A 22,024-nucleotide genomic window follows, 5' to 3' on the forward strand; every position below is an offset into this window, starting at 1 on the left:
CCCCCTCCAGGGGAGGGTCAGAAGACCGCCCCTTACGTCGGCGACACCGCGCCCTTCAGTGCCGCGGCCTGCGGAGCCGCACCGCGGCTCAGCCTGGCCTTTTCCGTGTTCGGCCACAGCAGCAGCAGACCGATGACACCGGAGCCGACCATCACCACCGCGTTGATGGTGAAGCCGGTCAGATAGCCGTCGACCATGTTGCCGGCGCGCTGGATCACGGCACCCATCACGCTCGGCGCGATGATGCCCGACAGCGTGTACAGCGCGCCGTAGATCGCGATGACCGCGCCGCGCTGCGAGGCCGGGGTGAACTCGCCGAGCATCGGCGGGCAGACGACATAGATCGCGCCGCACAGGCCGGAGCCGACGACGAGCAGCGCGATCTGCAGGCCCGCGCCCTGCACATGCGCCATCATCGCCAGGATCAGGCCGCCGATGATCAGCGGCACCGAGCCGAGCACGCCGCGCGAGATGCGCGTCGTGTAGCCGCGCGCCATCATCACCTGCGAGACCCACCCCGTGAGGATGACGACGGTCGCGCCGAACACCCAGGGCAGGATCGAGACGTAGCCGGCCTGGCTCTGCGAGAAGCCCAGGCCCTTGACGATGAACGGCGTGAACCAGGTGAGGCCGAGCGACAGCGCCCAATAGGCCCCGAAGGTCGCGACCACGCAGCCGAGGAAGGTGCGCGAGGTCAGCAGCTGCACATAAGGGATTTTCGGCTCCGTGACGGCGAGAACCTGCGTATCCTCGAGCGGTCCTTCCTTGCCGAACGTCAGCCAGGCGCAGACCCAGAGCAGTCCGACGACGCCAAGCGCGCCGAAGGCGTAGTGCCAGGAATGATTGACGATGACCCAGTTCAACGCCGGCACGGCCAGGATGACGCCGAAGGCCGAGCCTTGCGACAGGATCGCGGTCGGCAGCGTGCGCTTCTCGTCGGGGAACCATTTGTAGATGGCATGGGCTGCGACCGAGAAGGCAGGTCCCTCGCCCGCGCCGAGCACGATGCGGCAGATCAGAAGCGTGGTGAACGAGACGGTGCCGACCATCGGGAACTGCGCCAGCGCCCAGATCACCGCCAGCGTCAGCAGCACCCAGCGCGTCGGCACCTTGTTGACGATGAAGCCGACCACGATGGCCGAGATCGAGAACAGGAAGAAGAACGAGGAGCCGAGCAGGCCGAATTGTTCGGCATCGAGCTTCAAATCGGTCATGATCGGCACGCCGGCGAGACCGACGACGATCTTGTCCGCGAAGTTCACCACCATGAAGAGAAAGAGGAGAAAAGTGACGGTCCAGGCGCCCTTCGGCGTTGCCTTGGCTTCCCCTGCCGTCCTGCCCGCAACGTCGGGCGTTCCCTGAGCGCTCATCATTCTCCCCGTATGTCTTTTTGTCGGCACGTTTTTGATTTGGCCGTCTTGGGAGCTAACAACGGCTTCAAGGCCAACGCAACCCCGGCATTTCCACGGCAAGTGTGCTACGCAGCATTGAGTTAATTCCGTCCGGCGCATTGACCTTGCTGAGCATCCGAAACCTCTCAAAGACCTTCTCCTCGGCCGGCGAGCCGGTCCATGTGCTGCGCGGTGTCGATCTCGACCTCCAGGCCGGCGAGCGCGTCGCGCTGACCGGCGAGTCCGGCAGCGGCAAGAGCACGCTGTTGCACCTGATCGCGGGTCTCGACGCGGCCGACAGCGGCACAATTCGCCTGGAGGACACCGAGGTCACCAAGCTCTCGGACGCGGGCAGGGCCGAGCTGCGGCGCGACCGCATCGGCCTGGTTTTTCAGCAGTTCAATCTGATCCCGAGCCTCTCGGTCGCCGACAATCTGGCCTTCCAGGCGCGGATCGCCGGCCGTCACGATGCGGCATGGTCAAAGGAGCTGATCGAGCGGCTCGGGCTCGGCAATCTGCTCAAGCGTTATCCAGAGCAATTATCAGGCGGCCAGCAGCAGCGGGTCGCGATCGGCCGGGCGCTGGCGACAAAGCCGTCGCTGCTGCTCGCGGACGAGCCGACCGGCAATCTGGACGAGGATACCGCCGACGACGTGCTGGCGCTGACGCGCGATCTCGTCACGCGCACCGGCTGCGGCTTCCTGATGGTGACGCACAGCCTGCATCTCGCCGGCACGCTCGACCGCCACGTCACCTTGCATGCGGGGCGGATCGCATGAGGCGCGCGCTGTGGGTCCTCGCGGTGCTGCTGAGCCACTGGCGACGGCACAAGATGCAGTTCGCGACGCTCCTGATCGGGCTGATCGCGGCGACCGCACTGTGGAGCGGCGTACAGGCGATCAACCAGCAGGCCCGCAATGCCTATGATCGCGCGGCGGCGACGTTCGGCGGCGTGCGCACGGCGATGCTGGTGGCGCCTGATGCCGCGACCTTTTCGCAGGAGCTGTTCATAAAACTTCGCCGCGCGGGCTGGCCGGTCTCGCCGGTGCTGGAAGGCCGCGTCCAGGTCAATGGGCGTTCGGTGCGGCTGCTCGGCATCGAGCCGGTGACGATGCCGGCCGACGTCGGCAACGCGCCGCGCCTCGGCGCCTCGGATTTGAGCAGTTTTGTTGCGTCGCCCGGCCAGACATTGGTGGCGCGGGAGACGCTGAGCGATCTGCAGGAACAGGAAGGCGCGGCACCGCCGATCAGCAGCGGCGCAAAACTGCCGCCGCTGCGCGTGCTGCCGCAGCTCGTGTCCGGCGTACTCGTCGTCGACATCGGCGTCGCGCAGCGGCTGCTGAACAAGCCGGACCAGGTGTCGCGGCTTTTGGTCGGCAAGCCCAGGGGCAAGCCAGCGCCGCTGGCGAGCGTCGTTGGCGAGCAGTTGCAGCGGGTCGAGCCGAATGCGGAGACGGAGCTGGAGCGCCTCACCGACAGCTTCCATCTCAACCTGACCGCCTTCGGCCTGCTGTCCTTCTTCGTCGGTCTCTTCATCGTCAACTCCGCCGTCGGCCTCGCCTTCGAGCAGCGGCTGCCGATGCTGCGCACGTTGCGGGCCTGCGGCGCCTCGGCGCGTCTGGTCAACACCGTGCTGGTGGTCGAGCTGGTGGCACTGGCGCTGGTCGCAGGGCTGATCGGGCTCGCCTGCGGCTATTTCATCGCGGCTGCGCTGCTGCCCGACGTCGCGGCGTCGCTGCGCGGGCTGTATGGCGCGCAGATCCCGGGCCAGCTCACACTGCGCTCCGAATGGTGGCTTGCCGGTATCGGCATCAGCATTGCGGGTGCACTCGTGGCCGCCGCGACCAGCCTGATCAAGGCGATCAGGATGCCGGTGCTGGCGACTGCCCAGCCGTACGCCTGGCAGCAGCGGCAGCGCCGCTGGCTGGTCCTGCAGAGCGGCGCGGCCTGCGCCGTGTTTGCGGTCGCGCTGTTGTTGCTTCACTACGGACAGTCGCTGATTGCGGGATTCGGCGTGCTCGGGGCGCTGATGCTGGGCGCGGCGCTGATCCTGCCGGCATTCCTCGAGATCATCCTGCTCGTTGGCCAGCGCTGGGCGAAGGGGCCGCTGGCGCTGTGGTTCTGGGCGGACAGCCGGCAACAGCTCTCCGGCTTGTCGCTGGCCCTGATGGCGCTACTGCTCGCGTTGGCCGTCAATGTCGGCGTGTCCACCATGGTGGAGACCTTCAGCCGTACCTTCGTCGGCTGGCTCAACGGGCGGCTTGCCGCCGACGTCTACATCAGCGCCTCCGACAATGCGCAAGGCGTAGCGATCCGGGGCTGGCTGAAGGAGCGCAGCGACGTGCAGGCGATCCTGTCGGGCGGACGCGCCGATACGCAGGTGCAGGGCCAGCCGGTGGAGCTGCTCGGCCTGCCCGATCACGCGCTCTATCGCGAACGCTGGCCGCTGCTGGAGACCGCGCCGCGCGCCTGGACCCAGCTCGTGCCGGGCAATGCCGCCTTCATCAGCGAGCAGTTGAGCCGCCGCCTCAACGTCCGCGTCGGCGATGTCATCGAGGTGCCGGCACCGGGTGGCACCTGGGAGCTCGACATCGCCGGCATCTATGCCGATTACGGCAACCCCAAGGGGCAGCTCGCGGTGAATGTCGCGGCGTTGATCCGGCACTTCCCGCAGACGCCGCAGACGCGGATCGGCCTGATCGTCGCGAAGGAAAATATCCCCGGCCTGATCGCAGCTTTGCAGAAGCAGTTCGCGCTCGACGACCGCAGCGTCGCCGACCAGGCGACCGTGAAGGCGGAATCGATCCGGATCTTCAACCGCACCTTTGCGGTGACGTCGGCGCTGAATGCCTTCACGCTCGGCGTGGCCGGGATCGCGCTTTTGACCAGCCTGCTGACGCTGGCAAACTCGCGCCTGCCGCAGCTCGCGCCGCTGTGGGCGATCGGCATCACGCGGCCGCGCCTTGCCGCGATCGAATTGACCAAGACATTGTCGGTTGCGCTGTTCACCTCGCTGCTGGCCGTGCCGCTCGGATTGCTGGTGGCGTGGTGCCTGATCGTGATCGTCAATGTGAAGGCGTTCGGCTGGCGGCTGCCGTTCCACGTGTTTCCGCTGCAGCTGGTCGAGCTGGTCGCGGTCGCGCTGGTCGCTTCGCTGCTTGCCGCCCTGCTGCCGATGATACGACTGGCGCGGATGCAGCCGGCGAGCCTCGTCAAGGTGTTTGCCAATGAGCGCTGACAGGATTTCGCGGCGCGCCTTCGCCGGCGGTATCGCCGCCCTCGCGGCTGCACGCCGCGCCGGCGCGCAAGGCTATGCCGGGCTCGGCGAGACCGCCGACGGCTTTGCGAAGGTGACACCGGGAAAGACGTTCAGCTTCCCGGCCGATCACGGCCCGCATCCGGAGTTCCGCATCGAATGGTGGTATCTCACGGCGAACCTCGTCGATAGCAGCGGTGCGGCCTGCGGCCTGCAATGGACGCTGTTCCGCCAGGCGGCGCAGCCGGGCCCGCAAGGAGAGGGCTGGGCCAATCAGCAGATCTGGATGGCGCATGCGGCAGTGACGCGCGCCGAGACCCACCGCTTCAACGAGGTGTTTTCCCGCGGCGGCATCGGGCAGGCCGGCGTCACGGCAAAGCCATTTGCGGCGTGGATCGATGATTGGGAGATGAAGGGTTTTGAGCGCACCGACGATCGCGCCCTGGCACCGCTGGCGCTGAAAGCATCGGGCCCCGACTTCAGCTACGCGCTGACGTTAGAGGCCGATCGACCGGTGGTGTTGCAAGGTGATCACGGTTACAGCCGCAAGTCCGAGCGCGGGCAGGCGTCCTACTATTACAGCCAGCCGTTCTACCGCGCGCGCGGCAGCCTCATGATCGACGACAAATCCGTCGATGTCTCGGGCCAGGCCTGGATGGACCGCGAGTGGAGCAGCCAGCCGCTCGATGCCGACCAGACCGGCTGGGACTGGCTGTCGCTGCATCTCGCATCCGGCGACAAGCTGATGCTGTACCGGCTGCGCCAGAAGGACGGCCAGGACTATCCATTCGGCAATTGGATCAGCGCCGCGGGCGACACGCAGATGATCGCGGGTGGCGATATCCAGATGAGTCCGAAAGCGACCGCCGAGATCGCGGGTCGCAAGCTTCCGGTGGAATGGCAGATCGCGATCCCCTCACGATCGCTCTCGATTGCCTGCAAGCCGCTTAATCCAAAAGCCTGGATGGGGACAGGCTTCTCCTATTGGGAAGGGCCAATCAGCTTTGCCGGCACGCATGACGGCGTTGGCTATCTCGAGCTGACCGGCTATTGAAGCGCGACCTCCTCAGAAGGATCCGCGATGTATCATCTCACCGCCCTCGTCACACTGCTGGCGATCGCATTTTATATGTTCACCTGCATCAACGTCTCGCGCTCGCGCACCAAGACCGGTGTCAAGGTGCCGGCGATGTCGGGCCACCCTGATTTCGAGCGCGCCTTCCGCATCCAGGCGAACACGCTGGAATGGATGCCGGTCTTCCTGCCGGCGCTCTGGCTGTTCGCGATCTATGTCGGCGACGCCATTGCAGCCGGGATCGGCGCGGTCTGGATCATCGGCCGCATCGTCTACTTCATCGGCTATTCGAAGGCGGCGGCAAAGCGCGGCCCGGGCTTTGCGATCCAGGGCATCGCAGCGATTGCGCTGTGGGCGGGGGCATTGGGGGCGGTGGTGTTGCGGATGGTGTGAGGGGGCGGCATCACGTGCGCCCGTGTCCCGGGCGCGGTGCAGCGTGTAACGCTGCGCCGCTGAACCGGGACCCAGTCTGGCCGCGACCCGTGGAGAAGTGTGGGTCCCGGCCCTGCGCAGCAGCGTTTCACGCTGCAGCGCGTCCGGGACACGAGAGCCTCACTTCGTCAGCGGGCAGCCGCTGTCCTTGGCGGCGAAGAACGCCTTGTCGCCGGGGACGGTTGCGAGCAGCTTGTAATAGTCCCACGGCTTCTTCGATTCCGACGGCTTCTTGACCTCGAACAGATACATGTCGTGGACCATGCGGCCGTTCTCGAGCACCTTGCCGCCCTGCGCAAAGTCGTCGTCGACCGGCAGCTCCTTCAGCTTCTTGGCGACCGCGTCAGGGTCCTTGGTGCCGGCGGCCTTGACCGCCTTGAGATAGCTCAGCGTCGCCGAATAGGTGCCGGCCTGGATCATGTTCGGCATCCGGCTGGTGCGCTTGAAGAAGCGTTCGCCGAAATGGCGGGTGCGGTCGTTGAGGTCCCAGTAATAGCCCTCGGTCAGCACCAGGCCTTGCGCGGCCTGCAAGCCGAGACCATTCACCTCGGCGAGCGTCATCAGGAGGCCGGCAAGCTTCTGGCCGCCGGAGACGATGCCGAACTCGGCCGCCTGCTTGATCGAGTTGGTGGTGTCGAGGCCGGCATTGGCGAGGCCGACGATCTTCGCCTTCGAGCTCTGCGCCTGGAGCAGGAAGGAGGAGAAGTCCGACGAATTGAGCGGCACGCGGACAGAGCCGGCCACCTTGCCGCCATTGGCGGTGACGATCTCGCTGGTGTCCTTCTCCAGCGCATAGCCGAAGGCGTAGTCGGCCGTGAGGAAGAACCAGGTGTCGCCGCCCGCTTTCGTCAGCGCGCCGCCGGTGCCGACGCCGAGCGCACGGGTGTCATAGGCCCAGTGGAAGCCGTAGCGCTGGCAGGCATCGCCGGTGAGGCGCGAGGTCGCGGCGCCGACGACGATGTCGATCTTCTTCTTTTCCTTGGAGAGCTCATGGATCGCGAGCGCGACCGAGGAGGTTGTCAGCTCCGTGATCATGTCGACGTTCTCGACGTCGTACCAGCGCCGCGCGATCGAGGTGGCGAGATCCGGCTTGTTCTGGTGATCGGCGGTGACCATCTCGATCTTCTGGCCAAGCACTTCGCCGCCGAAATCCTCGATCGCCATCTTGGCGGCTTCGACCGAGTATTTGCCGCCGTAGTCGGCATAGACGCCGGACTGATCGTTGAGAATGCCGATCTTGACGCCTTGGGCGGAGGCCGGCGCAGCGAGCAACAGAGCAGACGTTGCGACAGCGGCCAAAAGTGCTGATTTCATATGTTGGCTCCCAGCAGTTTTCTGTTTTGAAATCGCGCGGATACTAGTGAAGAACCCCGCGCCTGCCCATCCATTTCATGTTGGTCGTTAGTATGGAGGATGGTGCGACAAATCGAGCTGTCGTCCCGGGGCGCGCGTAGCGCGAGCCCGGGACCCATAACCACAGGGAGAGATTTGGCGAAGACTCGTGGTTACGAGCTTCGCCCCATCTTTCTTCCTGGGGGTATGGGTCCCCGCCGACGCGGGGACGACAGCGGGGGGTGTGGATACGCTGGCGGCCGCCACCGACAATTAGGGGGCCACCACCTCCGGCTTCTTCCCCTCGTTCCGCCCCTCCGCCAGGTTCCGCACCACCACATAGAAGATCGGGGTGAACAGCAGGCCGAACAGGGTGACGCCGATCATGCCGAAGAACACGGCGACGCCGACCGCTTGCCGCATCTCCGAGCCGGAGCCGGACGAGATCACCAGCGGCAAGACGCCCAGGATGAAGGCGAAGGACGTCATCAGGATCGGCCGCAGGCGCAAGCGGCAGGCGTCGATCACGGCCTCCAGCCGCGGCTTGCCTTCTTTCTCGATGTCGCGTGCGAACTCGACGATCAGGATCGCGTTCTTTGCAGCTAACCCCACCAGAACGACGAATCCGATCTGGGTGAGGATGTTGACGTCCTGCCCCATGATGCGCACGCCGATCGTGGCCGCCAACAGGCACATCGGCACGATCAGGATCACCGCGAATGGAAGCGTCCAGCTGCCATATTGCGCGGCGAGCACGAGATAGACGAACAGCACGCAGATCGGGAACACGAGCAGGCCCGCATTGCCGCCGGTGACCTGCTGGTAGGAGAGGTCAGTCCATTCGAAGGTGAAGCCGCTCGGCAAGATATCGTCCGCGAGCTTCTTGATGGTGTTGAGCGCCGTGGTCGAACTGACGCCCGGCGCTGGCTCGCCCTGGAGCTCTGATGCCGCATAGAGATTGTAGCGCGCGACACGGTCGGGACCGGAGACGTCCTTGAACTCGACCACGCTGCCGAGCATCACCATGTCGCCGGAGGCGTTGCGCGTACGCAGGCGCGAGAGATCGCTTGGTTCTTTCCGGAACGGGAAGTCCGCCTGCGCCGTGACGTGATAGGTGCGGCCGAACAGGTTGAAGTCGTTGACATAGGTCGATCCGAAATAGGTCTGGATCGTATCGTTGATGTTGGCGATCGGCACCCCGAGCTTCTGCGCCTTGGTCCGGTCGATGTCGACGAAGAGCTGCGGGGTGTTGGCCGAGAACGGCGAGAACACTGTGGGGCCGAGCAGCAAGGGCGATTTGCGCGCCGCGGCGACAAGCTCGTCGGTGGCCGCGGCGAGCAGCTCCGGCCCGCGGCCTTGGCGGTCCTGAATGCGGATGGTGAAGCCGCCGCCGGTGCCGATGCCGGGCACGGCCGGCGGCGGAATGACGATGATGAACGCGCCCTGGAGCACGGCGAGCCGCTTGCGCAGCTCGGCCGTGATGGCGTTCGCCGTCAGCCCCTTCTTCAGCCGCGCTTCGGGCTCGTCGAACACCGGAAACAGCGCCGCTGCGTTGCCCTGCTGCGTGCGCGTGGCCCCCGAGAATCCGGCGAAAGCGGCGACGCGGACGATGCCGGGCGTGTCCAGCGAGATCCGCTCGATCTCACGCACAATTTCCGTGGTGCGCGCCAGCGACGCGGCGCCGGGCAATTGGACGGAGATGATGACATAGCCGCGATCCTGCGCGGGAATGAAGCCCTGCGGTGTGGTCGCGATCAGCCAGCCGGCGCTGCCGATCAACACAACGTAGATCAGGATCATCACCACGGCGTGCCGGATCACGAAATTGGCGAGGCCGGCGTAGCCGTGCGAGAGCCGGTCAAACACGCGGTTGAACACACCAGTGAAGCCGTTCCAACCACGCGCGATCAGATTCCACGCGGCAGGTGGCCGCTTCTCTGCGTGGGGCGTGAGGATCAGCGAGGCCAGTGCCGGCGACAGCGTCAGCGAGCAGAAGCAGGAGATCGCGGTCGCAACTGCGATCGTGACGGCGAATTGCTGGAAGAACTGGCCGGAAATGCCGCCGATGAATGCGGTCGGCACGAACACCGCGCATAGCACCAGCGCGATCGAGACCAGCGCGCCGCCGACCTCCTCCATGGTCTTGAGCGCGGCATCGCGCCGGCTCAAACCGTGCTCGAGATGCCGTTCGACATTCTCGACCACGACGATGGCGTCGTCGACCACGATGCCGACGGCGAGCACGAGGCCGAACAAAGTGAGGTTGTTGATGGAGAAGCCGAGCGCCGCCATCACTGCAAACGTGCCGACCAGCGAGACCGGAATCGCAATGATGGGAATGATCGCCGGCCGCCAGCCCTGCAAGAACACCAGCACCACGATGACCACCAGCAGCATGGCCTCGTAGATGGTCTTGATCAGCTCGTGGACCGATTGCGCGATGAACTCGGTCGGGTTGTAACCGATATTGTAGTCGAGGCCCTTCGGAAAGCTCTCCTTGAGCTTCGTCATCGTGTCGGAAATACTTTTCGCAGTCGCGAGCGCATTCGATCCCGGCCGCTGCGTCACCAGCATGGCAACCGCCGACTTGCGCAACAGGAAGCTGTTGGTGGAATACGCGAGAGCACCAAGCTCGATGCGCGCGACGTCGCGCAGCCGCACCGTGCGGCCGTCGGAGCCGGCCTTGATCAGGATGTCCTCGAACTGCTTCTGGTCCTTCAAGCGCCCGGTGAAAACGAGGTTTGGCTGGAAGGCGCGGTCGGCGATCGGCGGTTCGGCGATCTGGCCGCCCGCGATCTGGACGTTCTGGGCACGGATCGCGGCCAGCACCTCGGTCGAGGTCAGGCCGAGATTGGCGATACGGTCGGGATCGAGCCAGAGCCGCATCGAATAGTCGCGTGCGCCGAAGATCTGGATATCGCCGACGCCGTCGATCCGCAGCAGCTGGTCACGGACCTGGAGCAGCGCGTAATTCGAGATGTAGAGCTGGTCGAACGTATCGTCCGGCGACAGCATGAACACGACCATCAGGATGTCGGGCGAGTTCTTGCGCGTGACGACGCCGTTGCGCTGCACTTCGTCCGGCAGTTGTGGCTGTGCGATCGCGACGCGGTTCTGCACCAGCACCTGCGCCTTGTCGAGGTCGGTCCCGAGCTTGAAGGTGACGGTGATCGTCAATTGCCCGTTCGAGGTCGCCTGGCTGTAGAGATACAGCATGTCCTCGACGCCGTTGATCTGCTGCTCGATCGGAGCTGCGACGGTGTCGGACACGGTCTGCGCCGAGGCGCCGGGGTATTGCGTGGTGACGACGACGGTCGGCGGCACCACTTGCGGATATTCGGAGACCGGCAGCGTGGTATAGGCGAGCGCGCCGACGATCAGCAGCACGATCGACAGCACCATCGCCAGGATGGGCTGGTTGATGGAGAGACGGCCAAGGTTCATGACTTGTCACCGGGCTTGCCGCCGGCTGGCGCGGGAGACGGAGCGACCTTGGCGCCGACGCGGGCGCGCTGGATGCCGTTGACGATGACGCGGTCCTCCGCCTTCAGCCCCTCGCGGATCACGCGCAGGCCCTCATCGAGCGGACCGAGCACCACGGGGCGCGCCTCGACGGTGTCGTCCGGCTTCACGACGAACACGATCTTGCGGGACTGGTCGGTCGCGACCGCGACGTCGGGAATCAGCAGCGCCTCATAGGGCGCGCTGCCGATCAGCCGGACGCGGCCGAACTGGCCGGGCAGGATCGAGAGATCGGTGTTCTTGATCACGGCGCGGCTGCGCAGCGTGCCGGTTGAGACATCGAGGCGGTTGTCCAGGAAGTTGATGGTGCCCTCATGCGACGGCTTGGTCTCGCCGGCGAGCGTCACCTGCACCGGGTTCGCGGTGTCGCGCGAGCTCGGACGGCGGCCTTCGAACCACAGCTTGCTGTATTTGATGAAGGTCGCCTCATCCATGTCGAAATAGACGTAGATCGGATCGAGCGCGACGATCGAGGTGAGCAATGTCGAGGTGCCGGTATCGCTGCCCTGCACGAGATTGCCGGGGCTGACGAGATGGCGACTGACGCGGCCGGTGAGCGGCGCGGTCACATGGGTGAACTCGATATTGAGCCGGGCAGCCTTCAGCGCGCCTGCGGCCTGCGTCTCCGCGGCATGCGCCGCCTGCAGGGCCTGGCGGCGCTGGTCAACGGCCTGCTCTGAGACCGCGCTGGTCTGGACCAGGTTCAGACCACGGTCGAGCTCGCGCTTGGCAAGCTCCACCTTGGCACGCGCGTCGGACAACTGGCCGTCCGCCTGCTCGGCCACCGCCTCGAACGGGCGCGGGTCAATGACGTAGAGCAGGTCGCCCTGATGCACGATCGCGCCGTCCTGGAACTCGACAGAGTTGACGAAGCCGCCGACACGGGGGCGCACCTGCACCTCCTCGACCGCCTCGAAGCGGCCGGTGAACTCGTCCCAATCGGTGACGGTGCGCTTGACCGGCTGGGCGACGGTCACCGGCGCGGGCGGTGGCGCCGACGCTTGCGTGGCGGGCTGCCCACAACCGGCGAGCGCGAACGCCGCTGCGAGAAGGCCGGCAATTGCATAAGGCATTGCGCAGGGCCGGGTCTGAACGAAATCGTGCTTTTTGACAAACTGCTCGCTTCCGTCCGGTCCAGTCATCCCAGGTCCTCGCATAAGAGCCGCCGAAAAACGCAGGGTACGCCTCTACCCGCGGGCGCCACAAGATGGTTGGCAATGATGAACTCTTCAAGACCGATGCACGCGCAATGCTTCGAAGAATGCCCTGGCCTGATGGCGGGTTGACAGGAAGAGTGATGATGGCAAGCGGCCGCTGATGCGCGTCGGTGCGCAAGCTTGGCGATCAAGGCGCACGCTCACCACCCTCCCCTGGAGGGGTCCGGGACGAGCGTACCTCGCCCGTGGGTCGGCTCACATGGAGCGCAAGCGAAATGTGAGACGGGGTGGGGTGATGGTCTCTCCGCGTTGAGCAGTGCCCGTGTTGAGAGATCACCCCACCCCGCTCGCGCTACGCGCGATCGACCCTCCCCCTCCAGGGGAGGATAAGAAGGCCGCCAGCGTCTTCGCACATGACGGACACCGTCCGCTCGGCTAGATTGCTCGTAGAAAAACAAAGCCGAATTGTCCTGGGAGGACAGGCGTGCACCAGGGACGTGTCGTTTACGGCGCGATCGAGGAGGTCGTGTTCGGCCATCCCGCGGCCGAGGCCGTCGTTGCGCAGATGGACCGGCTGGGAACGCGCCGCGCCTTCCTGATGGTCTCGGGCACGCTGAACCGGCAGACCGACGAAATCACGAAGATCAAAGACGCGCTCGGCGCGCGTTGCGCCGGCCTGTTCGACGCCATGCCGGCGCACACACCGCGCGAGGCGGTGATCGCGGCGACCAATGCGGCGCGCGAAGTGAACGCCGACCTGATCGTCACCGTGGGCGGCGGCTCGATCACCGACGGCGCCAAGGCGGTGCAGCTCTGCCTTGCGAACGGCATCGACGACGTCGACGGCATCGAGCGCATCCGCGTCCACAAGGGCGTCGCGCCCGAGATGACCGCCCCTGACGTGCGGCAGGTCAGCGTGCCGACCACGATCGCCGGCGGCGAGTTCAGCGCGATCGCCGGCGTCACCGACCGCGGCGCGCATGTGAAGCAGATGCTGCGGCATCCGCTCACGGTGCCGCGCGCGACCATCCTCGATCCCGCCATCACCGTGCACACGCCGGAATGGCTGTTTCTCTCGACCGGCATCCGCGCCGTCGACCATTGCGTCGAGGCGATCTGCTCGCGCGAGACGCACCCTTATGCCGATGCGCAGTCGGTGAAGGGCCTTGCCATGCTCGCCGACGCGCTGCCGCGGGTGAAGGCCGACCCTGCCGACCTCGACGCCCGCATGGATGCGCAGATCGGCACCTGGCTGTCGATGGGCGCGCTCGCCGCCGGCGTGCCGATGGGCGCGAGCCACGGCATTGGCTATGTGCTGGGAGCGGCCTTCGACGTGCCGCACGGCTACACCTCCTGCATCATGCTGCCGGCGGTGATGCGCTGGAATGCGCGCGACAACGCCGAGCGCCAGATGATCGTCGCCGCCGCGATGGGTTTTCCCGGCCACAACGCCGGCGACGTGCTCGATGCCTTCATCCGCTCGCTCGGCATGCCGCGCAGCCTCGCCGACGTCCGCGTCTCGCCCGAGCATTTCGACGCCATTGCCGAACAGGCGATGCGCACGAACTGGATCCCGCGCAACCCGCGCAAGATCGACGGCCCCGCCGACATTCGCGAAATCCTGCTTCTCGCCGCATAATTTCAAGCCGGAGGACTGATGTATCCAGGTCAGCATGCCCGTCTACGCCCGCTCCAGCCCGCCTTCATCATGGCTGCGACCGGCGAGGCCGTCACCTATCGCGAGCTCGATGCGCGCAGCAACCGCCTTGCGCAACTGTTTCGCAAGCACGGCTTGAAGCGGCTCGACCATTATTCGATCTTCATGGAGAACAATTCGCGCTACCTCGAAGCCTGCGGTGCGGGCGAGCGCTCCGGGCTGTACTACACCTGCATCAACTCGTTCCTGACGCCGGGCGAGCTCGCCTATCTCCTCGTCAACAGCCAGTCGAAAATCCTGATCACCTCCGTTGCGAAACTCGACATCGCCCGCGAGGCGATCAAGGCCTGTCCGGACATCAAGCTCTGCATCGTCGCCGACGGCCCCGGCGAGAGCGACCGCATCGTCGGCCTCGCCGAGGTGACCGCCGACCTGCCCGAGGCTCCGATCGCCGATGAATGGCTCGGCACCGCCATGCTCTATTCATCCGGCACGACCGGACGGCCGAAAGGCATCCTGCGCCCGCTGCCGGAGGAACCGCCAAAGCACAATCTGCCGCTGTTCGATTTCCTGACAAAACTTTGGCACTACCGCGAGGGCATGGTCTATCTCTCGCCTGCCCCGCTCTATCACTCCGCGCCGCAAGCCGCGGTGAACCTCACGATCCGCATGGGCGGCACCGTGATCATCAAGGAGACGTTCGATCCCGAACGTTATCTCCAGCTCGTCCAGCAATGGGGTATCACCCACACTCAGCTGGTGCCGACGATGTTCTCGCGCATGCTGAAGCTGCCGGAGGAGGTGCGCGACCGCTACGACCTGTCGTCGCTGGAGATTGCGATCCACGCCGCAGCGCCCTGCCCGGCATTGGTCAAGGACGACATCATCAAATGGTGGGGGCCGATCATCCACGAATATTACGGCGCGACCGAAGGCCTCGGCTTCACCGCCTGCAACAGCGAGGAATGGCTTAGCCACCGCGGCACCGTCGGCAAGGTGCTGCTCGGCGACCTCCACATCCTCGACGAGAACATGAGGGCGTGCCCGATCGGCACGCCGGGCCAGGTCTGGTTCAAGACGGCATCGTCGTTCGAATATTTCAACGACCCCGAGAAGACCAGGGAGGCGCGCTCGGCCGACGGCAGCATGAGCACGGTCGGCGACGTCGGCTATGTCGACGAGGATCGTTTCCTCTATTTGACCGACCGCGCGACCTTCATGATCATCTCCGGCGGGGTGAACATCTATCCGCAGGAATGCGAGAACCTGCTGATCACCCACCCGAAGGTCGCCGATGCCGCGGTGTTCGGCGTGCCCAATCCCGATCTCGGCGAAGAGGTGAAGGCGGTGGTGCAGCCGATGCCCGGCGTCGTGCCGGGCGAGGCGCTCGCCGAAGAACTGATCGCCTTCTGCGGCCAATCGCTGTCGCGGCAGAAGGTGCCGCGCTCGGTCGATTTCGAGAAGGAACTGCCGCGGCTGCCGACGGGCAAGCTGTACAAGCGGCTGCTGCGGGACCGCTATTGGGGGAACAAGACGTCAAGGATCGTGTGAGCCCCACTGTCGTCCCGGGGCGCGACGAAGTCGCGAACCCGGGACCCATAACCACCGGCGGGAGTCGTCGCGCGAGCAGGTAACTCCGAGTCATCATCAAACGACTTCCTGTGGTTATGGATCCCGGATCTGCGCTTCGCTTGTCCGGGACGACGGCGAAGTTTGTTGAGGCAGCTGCGCGCACAGGAACCATCCCTTCGCACCTGCACTCTCACATGAAGAGAGTGTGAACGCCTGCGGCCTTCCGTCATCCGAATTGTCGAGGCGGCGAGCGGCCTTGCCGGTTGCCTCGCTGCACGCGCGTCGCTATCGTCTGACAAACAGGCCGCAAAGGCCCAAAAGACGAATGTCCAGGGAGGATGAGCATGCGGAGCGTGTGGGCGCTCGCCGCAGTGGCGGCGCTATCTGTGCTGACGGCCTCGACCACCACGCTCGCCGGCGGGCCCAAACAGGGCGGAATCCTGCGGATGTACCACCGCGACAGCCCCGGCAACGCCTCGATCCATGAAGGCGCGACCTACTCGCTCAATGTTCCCTTCATGCCCGTGTTCAACAACCTCGTCATCTACAAGCAGGACGAGGCGCAGAACAGGATGGACAACATCATTCCGGAACTCGCCGATAGCTGGGCCTGGGTCAACGACAACAAGACGCTGACCTTCAAGCTGCGCCCGGGCGTGAAATGGCATGACGGCAAGCCGTTCACCTCCGCGGACGTCAAATGCACCTTCGACATGTTGATGGGCAAGTCGCAGCAGAAGTTCCGGCAGAATCCGCGCAAGACCTGGTACGAACAGGTCAACGACGTCTCCACCAACGGTGACCTCGAAGTTTCCTTCAACTTGAAGCGGCCGCAGCCGTCGCTGCTGGCCCTGCTCGCCTCGGGCTACACGCCGGTCTATCCCTGCCACGTCTCGCCCGGCGACATGCGCACGCACCCGATCGGCACCGGCCCGTTCAAATTCGTCGAGTTCAAGGCCAATGAATCGATCAAGCTGACCCGCAATCCCGATTATTGGCGCGAGGGGCGGCCCTATCTCGACGGCATCGAGTTCACCATCATCCCGAACCGTTCGACCGCGATCCTCGCCTTCGTCGCGGGCAAGTTCGACATGGCGTTCCCGACCGAAGTGAGCATTCCGCTGTTGAAGGACGTCAAATCGCAGGCGCCGAACGCGGTCTGCGTGGTCGAGCCCAACAATGTCGCCACCAACATCATCGTCAACTCGTCTGCGCCGCCGTTCGACAATATCGACATCCGCCGCGCCATGGCGCTGTCGCTCGACCGCAAGGCGTTCATCTCGATCATGTTCGAGGGCCAGGGCGATGTCGGCGGCACCATGCTGCCGCCACCGAACGGGCTGTGGGGCATGCCTAAGGAGATGCTCGAGAGCATTCCCGGTTACGGCCCCGATGTGAACGCCAACCGCGAGGAAGCCAGGAAGCTGATGCAGAAGGCCGGCTACGGGCCGGACAAGCATCTCGCCGTCAAGGTCTCGACCCGCAACATCCCGGTCTATCGCGATCCCGCGGTGATCCTGATCGACCAGCTCAAAAGCATCTATATCGACGGCGAGCTCGACGTGGTCGAGACCGCGAACTGGTTCCCGAAGATCGCACGCAAGGACTACATGCTCGGGCTCAACCTGACCGGCAACGCCGTCGACGATCCCGACCAGTCGTTCTACGAGAACTATTCCTGCGGCTCCGAGCGCAACTACACCAATTACTGCAACAAGGAGATCGAAAAGCTGTTCGACGTGCAATCGCAGGAGACCGACGTCAACAAGCGCAAGAAGCTGGTGTGGGACATCGACAAGAAGCTGCAGGAGGACGTCGCCCGCCCGATCATCTTCCACGCGCGCACCGGCTCCTGCTGGCAGCCCTATGTCAAGGGCGTAACGGTGATGTCGAACAGCTCCTATAACGGGTATCGCTACGAGGACGTCTGGATGGACAAGTAGCGCAGGCGGACGGTTTCGACAGGAGGCGATGCATGTTTGCCTATCTGGTGCGGCGCCTGTTCCTGATGCTCGTGACCCTGTTCGGGATCTCGGTCGTCATCTTCTTCCTGCTGCGCATCGTGCCCGGCAACATCGTCGACATCCTGTTTGCCGCGGCCGGCTATGTCGATCCCGCCGACAAGGCCAATCTGGAGAAGGAGCTCGGCATCGACCAGCCGCTGGTCGTGCAGTACTGGCACTGGATCAGCGGCTTTCTGCGCGGCGATTTCGGCTACTCCTATGTTTCGGAGAAGCCCGCGCTTCAGGAGATCCTGCCGCGGATCCCGATCACCGCGCGGCTTGCCGGGCTGGCGCTGTTGTTCTCGGCGTCGATCGGCATTCCGCTCGGCGTCATCAGCGCGGTGAAGCAGGGCACACGGCTCGATTACGCGTTGCGCGTCGTCAGCCTCAGCGGATTGTCGCTGCCCTCGTTCTGGCTCGGCCTGCTGATCCTCACGGCGTCTGTGGCGATGTTCAACCAGATGCCGATCTTCAATCCCAATCCGCAGACCTGGCTGGAGGCATTCGCAACCTACGCCGTGCCGGCCGCCGCCGTCGGCTTCCGCAGCGCGGCGCTGACCATGCGCATCACCCGATCCTCGATGCTCGAGGTGCTGCGGCAGGACTATATCCGCACCGCGCGTGCCAAGGGGGCGTCCGATGCGGCCGTGAACTATCATCACGCGCTGAAGAACGCGATCCTGCCCGTCATCACCGTGATCGGCATCGAGGCCGCGTTCCTGATCGGCGGCCTGATCGTGACCGAGACCGTGTTCAACATCCCCGGCGTCGCACGCTTCCTGGTCGAGGCGATCCGCTGGCGCGACTACCCGATCGTGCAGAACCTCGTGATGCTGATTGCGGTCGTGGTGGTGAGCGCGAACTTCATCGTCGACATGCTCTACGCGGTGTTCGATCCGCGCATCCGGTATACGGATTAGGAGATCAGCTTGACCGCGATTGACTATGATCTCGAACTGAGGCGGGCCGGCGCACATGCGACTGGCGGTTGGCGGCGCGTGCTGTATTTGGCGCAGCGGCATGTGCTGGGCGCGGCCGGACTGATCATCATGACGCTGTTCGTGTTCACGGCGATCTTTGCCGACTTCATCGCGCGCTACGATCCCCTGACCATCGACGCCGCCCGTGCGCTGGCGCGGCCGAGCGCGACGCACTGGATGGGCACGGATTCCTTCGGCCGCGACGTGTTCAGCCGCATCATCCACGGCGCGCGGATCTCTCTGGCCGTCGGCATCGGCTCGACGGCACTTGGCGGCACGATCGGCGTCATCGTTGGCCTCACTTCCGGCTATCTCTCGGGCTGGGTCGATCTCGTGTTCCAGCGCGTCTCCGACATCCTTCAAGCGCTTCCACTGCTGGTCCTGGCCTTGATCATGACGGCGGCGCTCGGTCCGTCCCTGCCGAACGTCATCATCGCCATCGCCATTCCGCTGATCCCGACCGTGTCGCGCGTCATTCGCGCCAACACGCTGGCGCTACGCGAACTGCCCTTTGTCGAGGCCGCCAAGTCGATCGGCATGAGCGAGGTGCGGATCGCGCTGCGCCACGTGCTGCCGAACACGCTGGCGCCGCTGATCGTGCTCGCGACCGCGCAGCTCGGCTCGACCATCCTCACCGAGGCTTCCCTATCCTTCCTCGGCCTCGGCATTCCCGAGCCCTATCCGTCCTGGGGCCGCATGCTCTCGGAATCCGCCGCCGAATATGTCCGCACCGCGCCGTGGCTGGTGATCTTCCCCGGCATCGCGATCAGCCTCGCCGTGTTCGGCGCCAATCTGTTCGGCGACGCCCTGCGCGACATCCTCGATCCCCGGCAGCGCGGCTGATGGCAGACAAATCCGATCTCGTGCTCGATGTGAAGAACCTGAAGACGGTGTTCTTCACGAACTCCGGCCTGTTCAAAGCCGTCGACGATGTCTCCTTCACCGTGAGGCGCGGCGAGACGCTGGCGATCGTCGGCGAATCCGGCTGCGGCAAGAGCGTCACCGCGCTGTCCCTGATGCGGCTGGTGCCCGATCCGCCCGGCCGCATCATCGGCGGATCGGTCACGCTCGAAGGCACCGAGCTGCTGGCGCTGGATGAAGCCGAGATGCGCGCCGTCAGGGGCAATCGCATCTCCATGATCTTCCAGGAGCCGATGACCTCACTCAATCCGGTGATGCGGATCGGCGACCAGATCGTCGAGGCGGTGCGGTTGCACCGGGCGATGCCGGCCAGAGAAGCCCGGGACATCGCGGTCGAGATGCTGCGGCTGGTGCGCATCCCCGAGCCGGCGCGGCGGGCGCGGGAATATCCGCATCAGCTTTCCGGCGGCATGCGCCAGCGCGCGATGATCGCGATGGCGCTCGCCTGCAGGCCAGCGCTGCTGATCGCGGACGAGCCGACCACCGCGCTCGACGTCACCATCCAGGCGCAGATCCTGGCGCTGATCCTCGACCTTCAGAAGGAGCTCGGCACCGGCCTCGTGCTGATCACGCATGATCTCGGCGTCGTCGCGCAGACCGCGCAGCGGGTGATCGTGATGTATGCGGGGAAAAAGGTGGAGGAGGCAACGGTGGAAGCGCTGTTCGCGGCGCCAAAGCATCCCTATACGCGCGGGCTGATGGCCTCGATCCCGGCGGTGCCGGCGTCCGGCATGCCGGCGCAGGCTCGGCTGAACGAAATTCCCGGCACCGTGCCGTCGCTGGTGCGGTTGCCGAAAGGCTGCGCCTTCGCGCCGCGCTGCAAGCTCGCGATCAAGCGTTGCGAGGCCGAATATCCGCCGCTCGCGGATTGGGGCGGCGGCCATCTCGCGGCGTGCTGGCGCGCGGCGGAAGTGGCGGAGGTGGCATGACCGAGGCGCTGCTCGAAGTCACCGATCTCAAGAAGCACTATCCGGTGCGCGCCGGCGTGTTACGGCGGCAGGTCGGCACCGTGCATGCGGTCGACGGCGTCTCGTTCTCGGTTCATACCGGCGAGACGCTCGGCCTTGTCGGCGAATCCGGCTGCGGCAAGTCGACGGTGGCGCGCAGTGTGCTGCGGCTGGTCGAGCCGACTTCGGGCCAGATCCGCCTTGACGGAGAGGACATCACCCGTCTCTCCAAGACCGCGCTACGACCGCATCGCCGCTCGATGCAGATCGTGTTCCAGGATCCCTTTGCTTCGCTCAATCCGCGCATGACCGCCGGCGACATCGTCGGCGAGCCGCTCGCCGTTCACGGGCTCGCAAGCGGCAAGGAGCTGGAAGCGCGTACCGCAAAACTGTTCGAGCAGGTGGGCCTGCGGCCTGATCAGATGCGCAACTTCCCGCATCAATTTTCCGGTGGCCAGCGCCAGCGCATCTGCATCGCACGCGCGCTGGCACTCGGGCCACGCCTGATCGTCTGCGACGAACCGGTCTCCGCGCTCGACGTCTCGATCCAGGCGCAGGTGATCAATCTCCTGATCGACCTGCAAAAGCAGCACGGCTTCTCCTATCTCTTCATCGCGCATGACCTCGCCGTGGTCGCCCATATCAGCCATCGCGTCGCCGTGATGTATCTCGGCCGCATCGTCGAGATCGCCGACAAGGACGAGCTATTCCGCAATCCGCGCCATCCCTACACGCAGGCCCTGCTCGCGTCAGTGCCGGTTGCGAACCCGTTTGCCAAGAAGCTCGCGCCGCTGGTGGATGGCGACGTGCCGAGCCCGGTCAATCCGCCATCTGGCTGCGCGTTTCACACCCGCTGCCGGTTTGCGATCGAGCGGTGCAAGACGGAGCGGCCGGCGCTGGTGGATGCCGGCGATGGGCACCAGGTGGCGTGTTTGCTCAACGGGGGGACGGGGCGGGGTCAGTAGGCCTCAACGCCCGGATCACCGGCCAGGCCGCCAGCGCGGCGGCCAGATGCTTGAGCGTGTGGCCCGAGACAATGTGGCCTGTCGCTTCGAAAATGGTCGCATCGCCGAGCTCGAAAAGCTTGGCCAGCACGTAAAAGAAGATCACGCCGCCGAGCGACACGCCAAGTGCGCCGGGCCGGGGCCGAGTCATCGCCAGCCCCAAAGCGAGCGCCATGCCGCCGAACTGCACGACCACCCATGGCGTGAGGTTCGCGTATGCGACCCAGGCCGCGAGCAGGCCTGCGACTGTCACCAACACGACCACCGCCTGACCGGCACGCACGCTGACGCGCTCGCTGGCCGCAATGCCCAAAAAGCCCGCGAACGCCACCGCCATGCCGAGACGATCGGCCACCAGCCGCTGCGGCGCTTCGGGATCCAGATGATAGACGCACGATCCTATGCACGTGAGGATCAGACCCACGAAGAGGCAACCTGCACCCGCGGGCGCATCAGGGTGGGCACGCAGGCGCAGCAAGCCCCAGGCGCCCATCGCCAGGAAGGCAAGATTGCTCAGCACGTCGCCGGCGTTGGGCACGCCCAGCCACATGCGAGTGTCGACGAAATGCGGGATGTGCCAGGTGGATGCGGGCAGCGCCGGCGCGAGGAGCGCCACGAGCGTCAGGACGAAGAGTGCGCCGATCAGATATTTTTCGCGAACTTGCGGCGCGGCGAACGAGAACCGGCGGGACACTGACGGCAGTAGGGCATCGGTCTCTCGGGCGTGGTGATTTGCGCGCAACATGCAGGCCTCCACATGATTTGACATCGCTCA

General features: G+C 65.3%; 16 protein-coding genes. 11 read left to right on the forward strand and 5 right to left on the reverse strand.

What is annotated here, in order from left to right; translation table 11 throughout:
* Positions 1-32 precede the first annotated feature (32 nt).
* Positions 33-1,370, reverse strand: coding sequence for an MFS transporter (locus tag AC5ZFO_RS14730; protein ID WP_282522469.1), 1,338 nt, complete (start codon positions 1,368-1,370; stop codon positions 33-35).
* 146 nt (positions 1,371-1,516) lie between these two features.
* Between AC5ZFO_RS14730 and AC5ZFO_RS14735 the strand changes: the two genes are divergently transcribed.
* Genes AC5ZFO_RS14735 through AC5ZFO_RS14750 form a run of 4 tightly spaced genes read left to right on the forward strand, consistent with a single transcriptional unit; the run spans position 1,517 to position 6,115 of the window.
* Positions 1,517-2,170: an ABC transporter ATP-binding protein gene (locus AC5ZFO_RS14735; protein ID WP_282522470.1), complete on the forward strand. Its 654-nt coding sequence runs from the start codon at positions 1,517-1,519 to the stop codon at positions 2,168-2,170.
* Entirely contained in the window at positions 2,167-4,629 is a 2,463-nt protein-coding gene (locus AC5ZFO_RS14740) for an FtsX-like permease family protein (protein WP_282522471.1), read from the forward strand. Before AC5ZFO_RS14735 ends, AC5ZFO_RS14740 begins: the two co-directional genes overlap by 4 nt.
* Positions 4,619-5,701, forward strand: a complete 1,083-nt coding sequence (locus AC5ZFO_RS14745; protein WP_496122194.1) for a lipocalin-like domain-containing protein — start codon at positions 4,619-4,621, stop codon at positions 5,699-5,701. Before AC5ZFO_RS14740 ends, AC5ZFO_RS14745 begins: the two co-directional genes overlap by 11 nt.
* Before the next feature lie 27 nt (positions 5,702-5,728).
* Entirely contained in the window at positions 5,729-6,115 is a 387-nt protein-coding gene (locus AC5ZFO_RS14750; protein WP_282522473.1) for an MAPEG family protein, read from the forward strand.
* A 159-nt stretch (positions 6,116-6,274) separates the two neighbouring features.
* Here AC5ZFO_RS14750 and AC5ZFO_RS14755 read toward each other — a convergent pair whose 3' ends face one another.
* The 3 genes from AC5ZFO_RS14755 to AC5ZFO_RS14765 all read right to left on the reverse strand — a co-directional run bounded on the left by AC5ZFO_RS14755 (position 6,275) and on the right by AC5ZFO_RS14765 (position 12,150).
* Positions 6,275-7,468, reverse strand: a complete 1,194-nt coding sequence (locus AC5ZFO_RS14755; protein ID WP_496122195.1) for an ABC transporter substrate-binding protein — start codon at positions 7,466-7,468, stop codon at positions 6,275-6,277.
* 291 nt (positions 7,469-7,759) lie between these two features.
* On the reverse strand, positions 7,760-10,930 hold the full coding sequence (locus tag AC5ZFO_RS14760; protein WP_282522474.1) for an efflux RND transporter permease subunit: 3,171 nt from the start codon (positions 10,928-10,930) through the stop codon (positions 7,760-7,762).
* Positions 10,927-12,150 (reverse strand): efflux RND transporter periplasmic adaptor subunit, encoded by a 1,224-nt coding sequence (locus AC5ZFO_RS14765; RefSeq protein ID WP_496122196.1) that lies wholly within the window; start codon positions 12,148-12,150, stop codon positions 10,927-10,929. Before AC5ZFO_RS14765 ends, AC5ZFO_RS14760 begins: the two co-directional genes overlap by 4 nt.
* Positions 12,151-12,649: 499 nt before the next feature.
* Here AC5ZFO_RS14765 and AC5ZFO_RS14770 point away from each other — a divergent pair, with 499 nt between their 5' ends.
* The 7 genes from AC5ZFO_RS14770 (at position 12,650) to AC5ZFO_RS14800 (ending at position 21,210) form a co-directional block, all read left to right on the forward strand.
* Positions 12,650-13,804 (forward strand): iron-containing alcohol dehydrogenase, encoded by a 1,155-nt coding sequence (locus tag AC5ZFO_RS14770; RefSeq protein ID WP_282522476.1) that lies wholly within the window; start codon positions 12,650-12,652, stop codon positions 13,802-13,804.
* A gap of 18 nt (positions 13,805-13,822) precedes the next feature.
* Positions 13,823-15,373 (forward strand): AMP-binding protein, encoded by a 1,551-nt coding sequence (locus AC5ZFO_RS14775; protein ID WP_496122197.1) that lies wholly within the window; start codon positions 13,823-13,825, stop codon positions 15,371-15,373.
* Between the two features lie 365 nt (positions 15,374-15,738).
* A complete protein-coding gene (locus AC5ZFO_RS14780; RefSeq protein WP_496122198.1) occupies positions 15,739-17,337 on the forward strand; it encodes an ABC transporter substrate-binding protein in 1,599 nt (532 codons plus the stop codon).
* A gap of 32 nt (positions 17,338-17,369) precedes the next feature.
* Positions 17,370-18,317: an ABC transporter permease gene (locus AC5ZFO_RS14785; protein WP_282522479.1), complete on the forward strand. Its 948-nt coding sequence runs from the start codon at positions 17,370-17,372 to the stop codon at positions 18,315-18,317.
* A 9-nt stretch (positions 18,318-18,326) separates the two neighbouring features.
* A complete protein-coding gene (locus tag AC5ZFO_RS14790) occupies positions 18,327-19,220 on the forward strand; it encodes an ABC transporter permease (protein WP_282522480.1) in 894 nt (297 codons plus the stop codon).
* The gene (locus AC5ZFO_RS14795; RefSeq protein WP_282522481.1) at positions 19,220-20,227 is read left to right on the forward strand and encodes an ABC transporter ATP-binding protein; all 1,008 of its coding nucleotides are present in this window, start codon (positions 19,220-19,222) and stop codon (positions 20,225-20,227) included. The genes AC5ZFO_RS14790 and AC5ZFO_RS14795 overlap by 1 nt, the downstream gene beginning before the upstream one ends.
* A complete protein-coding gene (locus AC5ZFO_RS14800; RefSeq protein WP_282522482.1) occupies positions 20,224-21,210 on the forward strand; it encodes an ABC transporter ATP-binding protein in 987 nt (328 codons plus the stop codon). The genes AC5ZFO_RS14795 and AC5ZFO_RS14800 overlap by 4 nt, the downstream gene beginning before the upstream one ends.
* On the opposite strand, the gene AC5ZFO_RS14805 is transcribed toward AC5ZFO_RS14800, so the two are convergent.
* Positions 21,182-21,994: a hypothetical protein gene (locus tag AC5ZFO_RS14805; protein ID WP_282522483.1), complete on the reverse strand. Its 813-nt coding sequence runs from the start codon at positions 21,992-21,994 to the stop codon at positions 21,182-21,184. The genes AC5ZFO_RS14800 and AC5ZFO_RS14805 overlap by 29 nt on opposite strands.
* Positions 21,995-22,024 lie beyond the last annotated feature (30 nt).

It is taken from the genome of Bradyrhizobium sp. Unk1, from assembly GCF_059512345.1.

Bases quoted from the DNA above. Each gene is read 5' to 3' on its own strand.
- AC5ZFO_RS14780 (WP_496122198.1), top strand. From the start codon at position 15,739: ATGCGGAGCGTGTGGGCGCTCGCCGCAGTGGCGGCGCTATCTGTGCTG.
- AC5ZFO_RS14765 (WP_496122196.1), bottom strand. From the start codon at position 12,150: ATGACTGGACCGGACGGAAGCGAGCAGTTTGTCAAAAAGCACGATTTC.
- AC5ZFO_RS14755 (WP_496122195.1), bottom strand. From the start codon at position 7,468: ATGAAATCAGCACTTTTGGCCGCTGTCGCAACGTCTGCTCTGTTGCTC.
- AC5ZFO_RS14795 (WP_282522481.1), top strand. From the start codon at position 19,220: ATGGCAGACAAATCCGATCTCGTGCTCGATGTGAAGAACCTGAAGACG.
- AC5ZFO_RS14775 (WP_496122197.1), top strand. From the start codon at position 13,823: ATGTATCCAGGTCAGCATGCCCGTCTACGCCCGCTCCAGCCCGCCTTC.
- AC5ZFO_RS14785 (WP_282522479.1), top strand. From the start codon at position 17,370: ATGTTTGCCTATCTGGTGCGGCGCCTGTTCCTGATGCTCGTGACCCTG.
- AC5ZFO_RS14760 (WP_282522474.1), bottom strand. From the start codon at position 10,930: ATGAACCTTGGCCGTCTCTCCATCAACCAGCCCATCCTGGCGATGGTG.
- AC5ZFO_RS14805 (WP_282522483.1), bottom strand. From the start codon at position 21,994: ATGTTGCGCGCAAATCACCACGCCCGAGAGACCGATGCCCTACTGCCG.
- AC5ZFO_RS14730 (WP_282522469.1), bottom strand. From the start codon at position 1,370: ATGAGCGCTCAGGGAACGCCCGACGTTGCGGGCAGGACGGCAGGGGAA.
- AC5ZFO_RS14750 (WP_282522473.1), top strand. From the start codon at position 5,729: ATGTATCATCTCACCGCCCTCGTCACACTGCTGGCGATCGCATTTTAT.
- AC5ZFO_RS14800 (WP_282522482.1), top strand. From the start codon at position 20,224: ATGACCGAGGCGCTGCTCGAAGTCACCGATCTCAAGAAGCACTATCCG.
- AC5ZFO_RS14740 (WP_282522471.1), top strand. From the start codon at position 2,167: ATGAGGCGCGCGCTGTGGGTCCTCGCGGTGCTGCTGAGCCACTGGCGA.
- AC5ZFO_RS14745 (WP_496122194.1), top strand. From the start codon at position 4,619: ATGAGCGCTGACAGGATTTCGCGGCGCGCCTTCGCCGGCGGTATCGCC.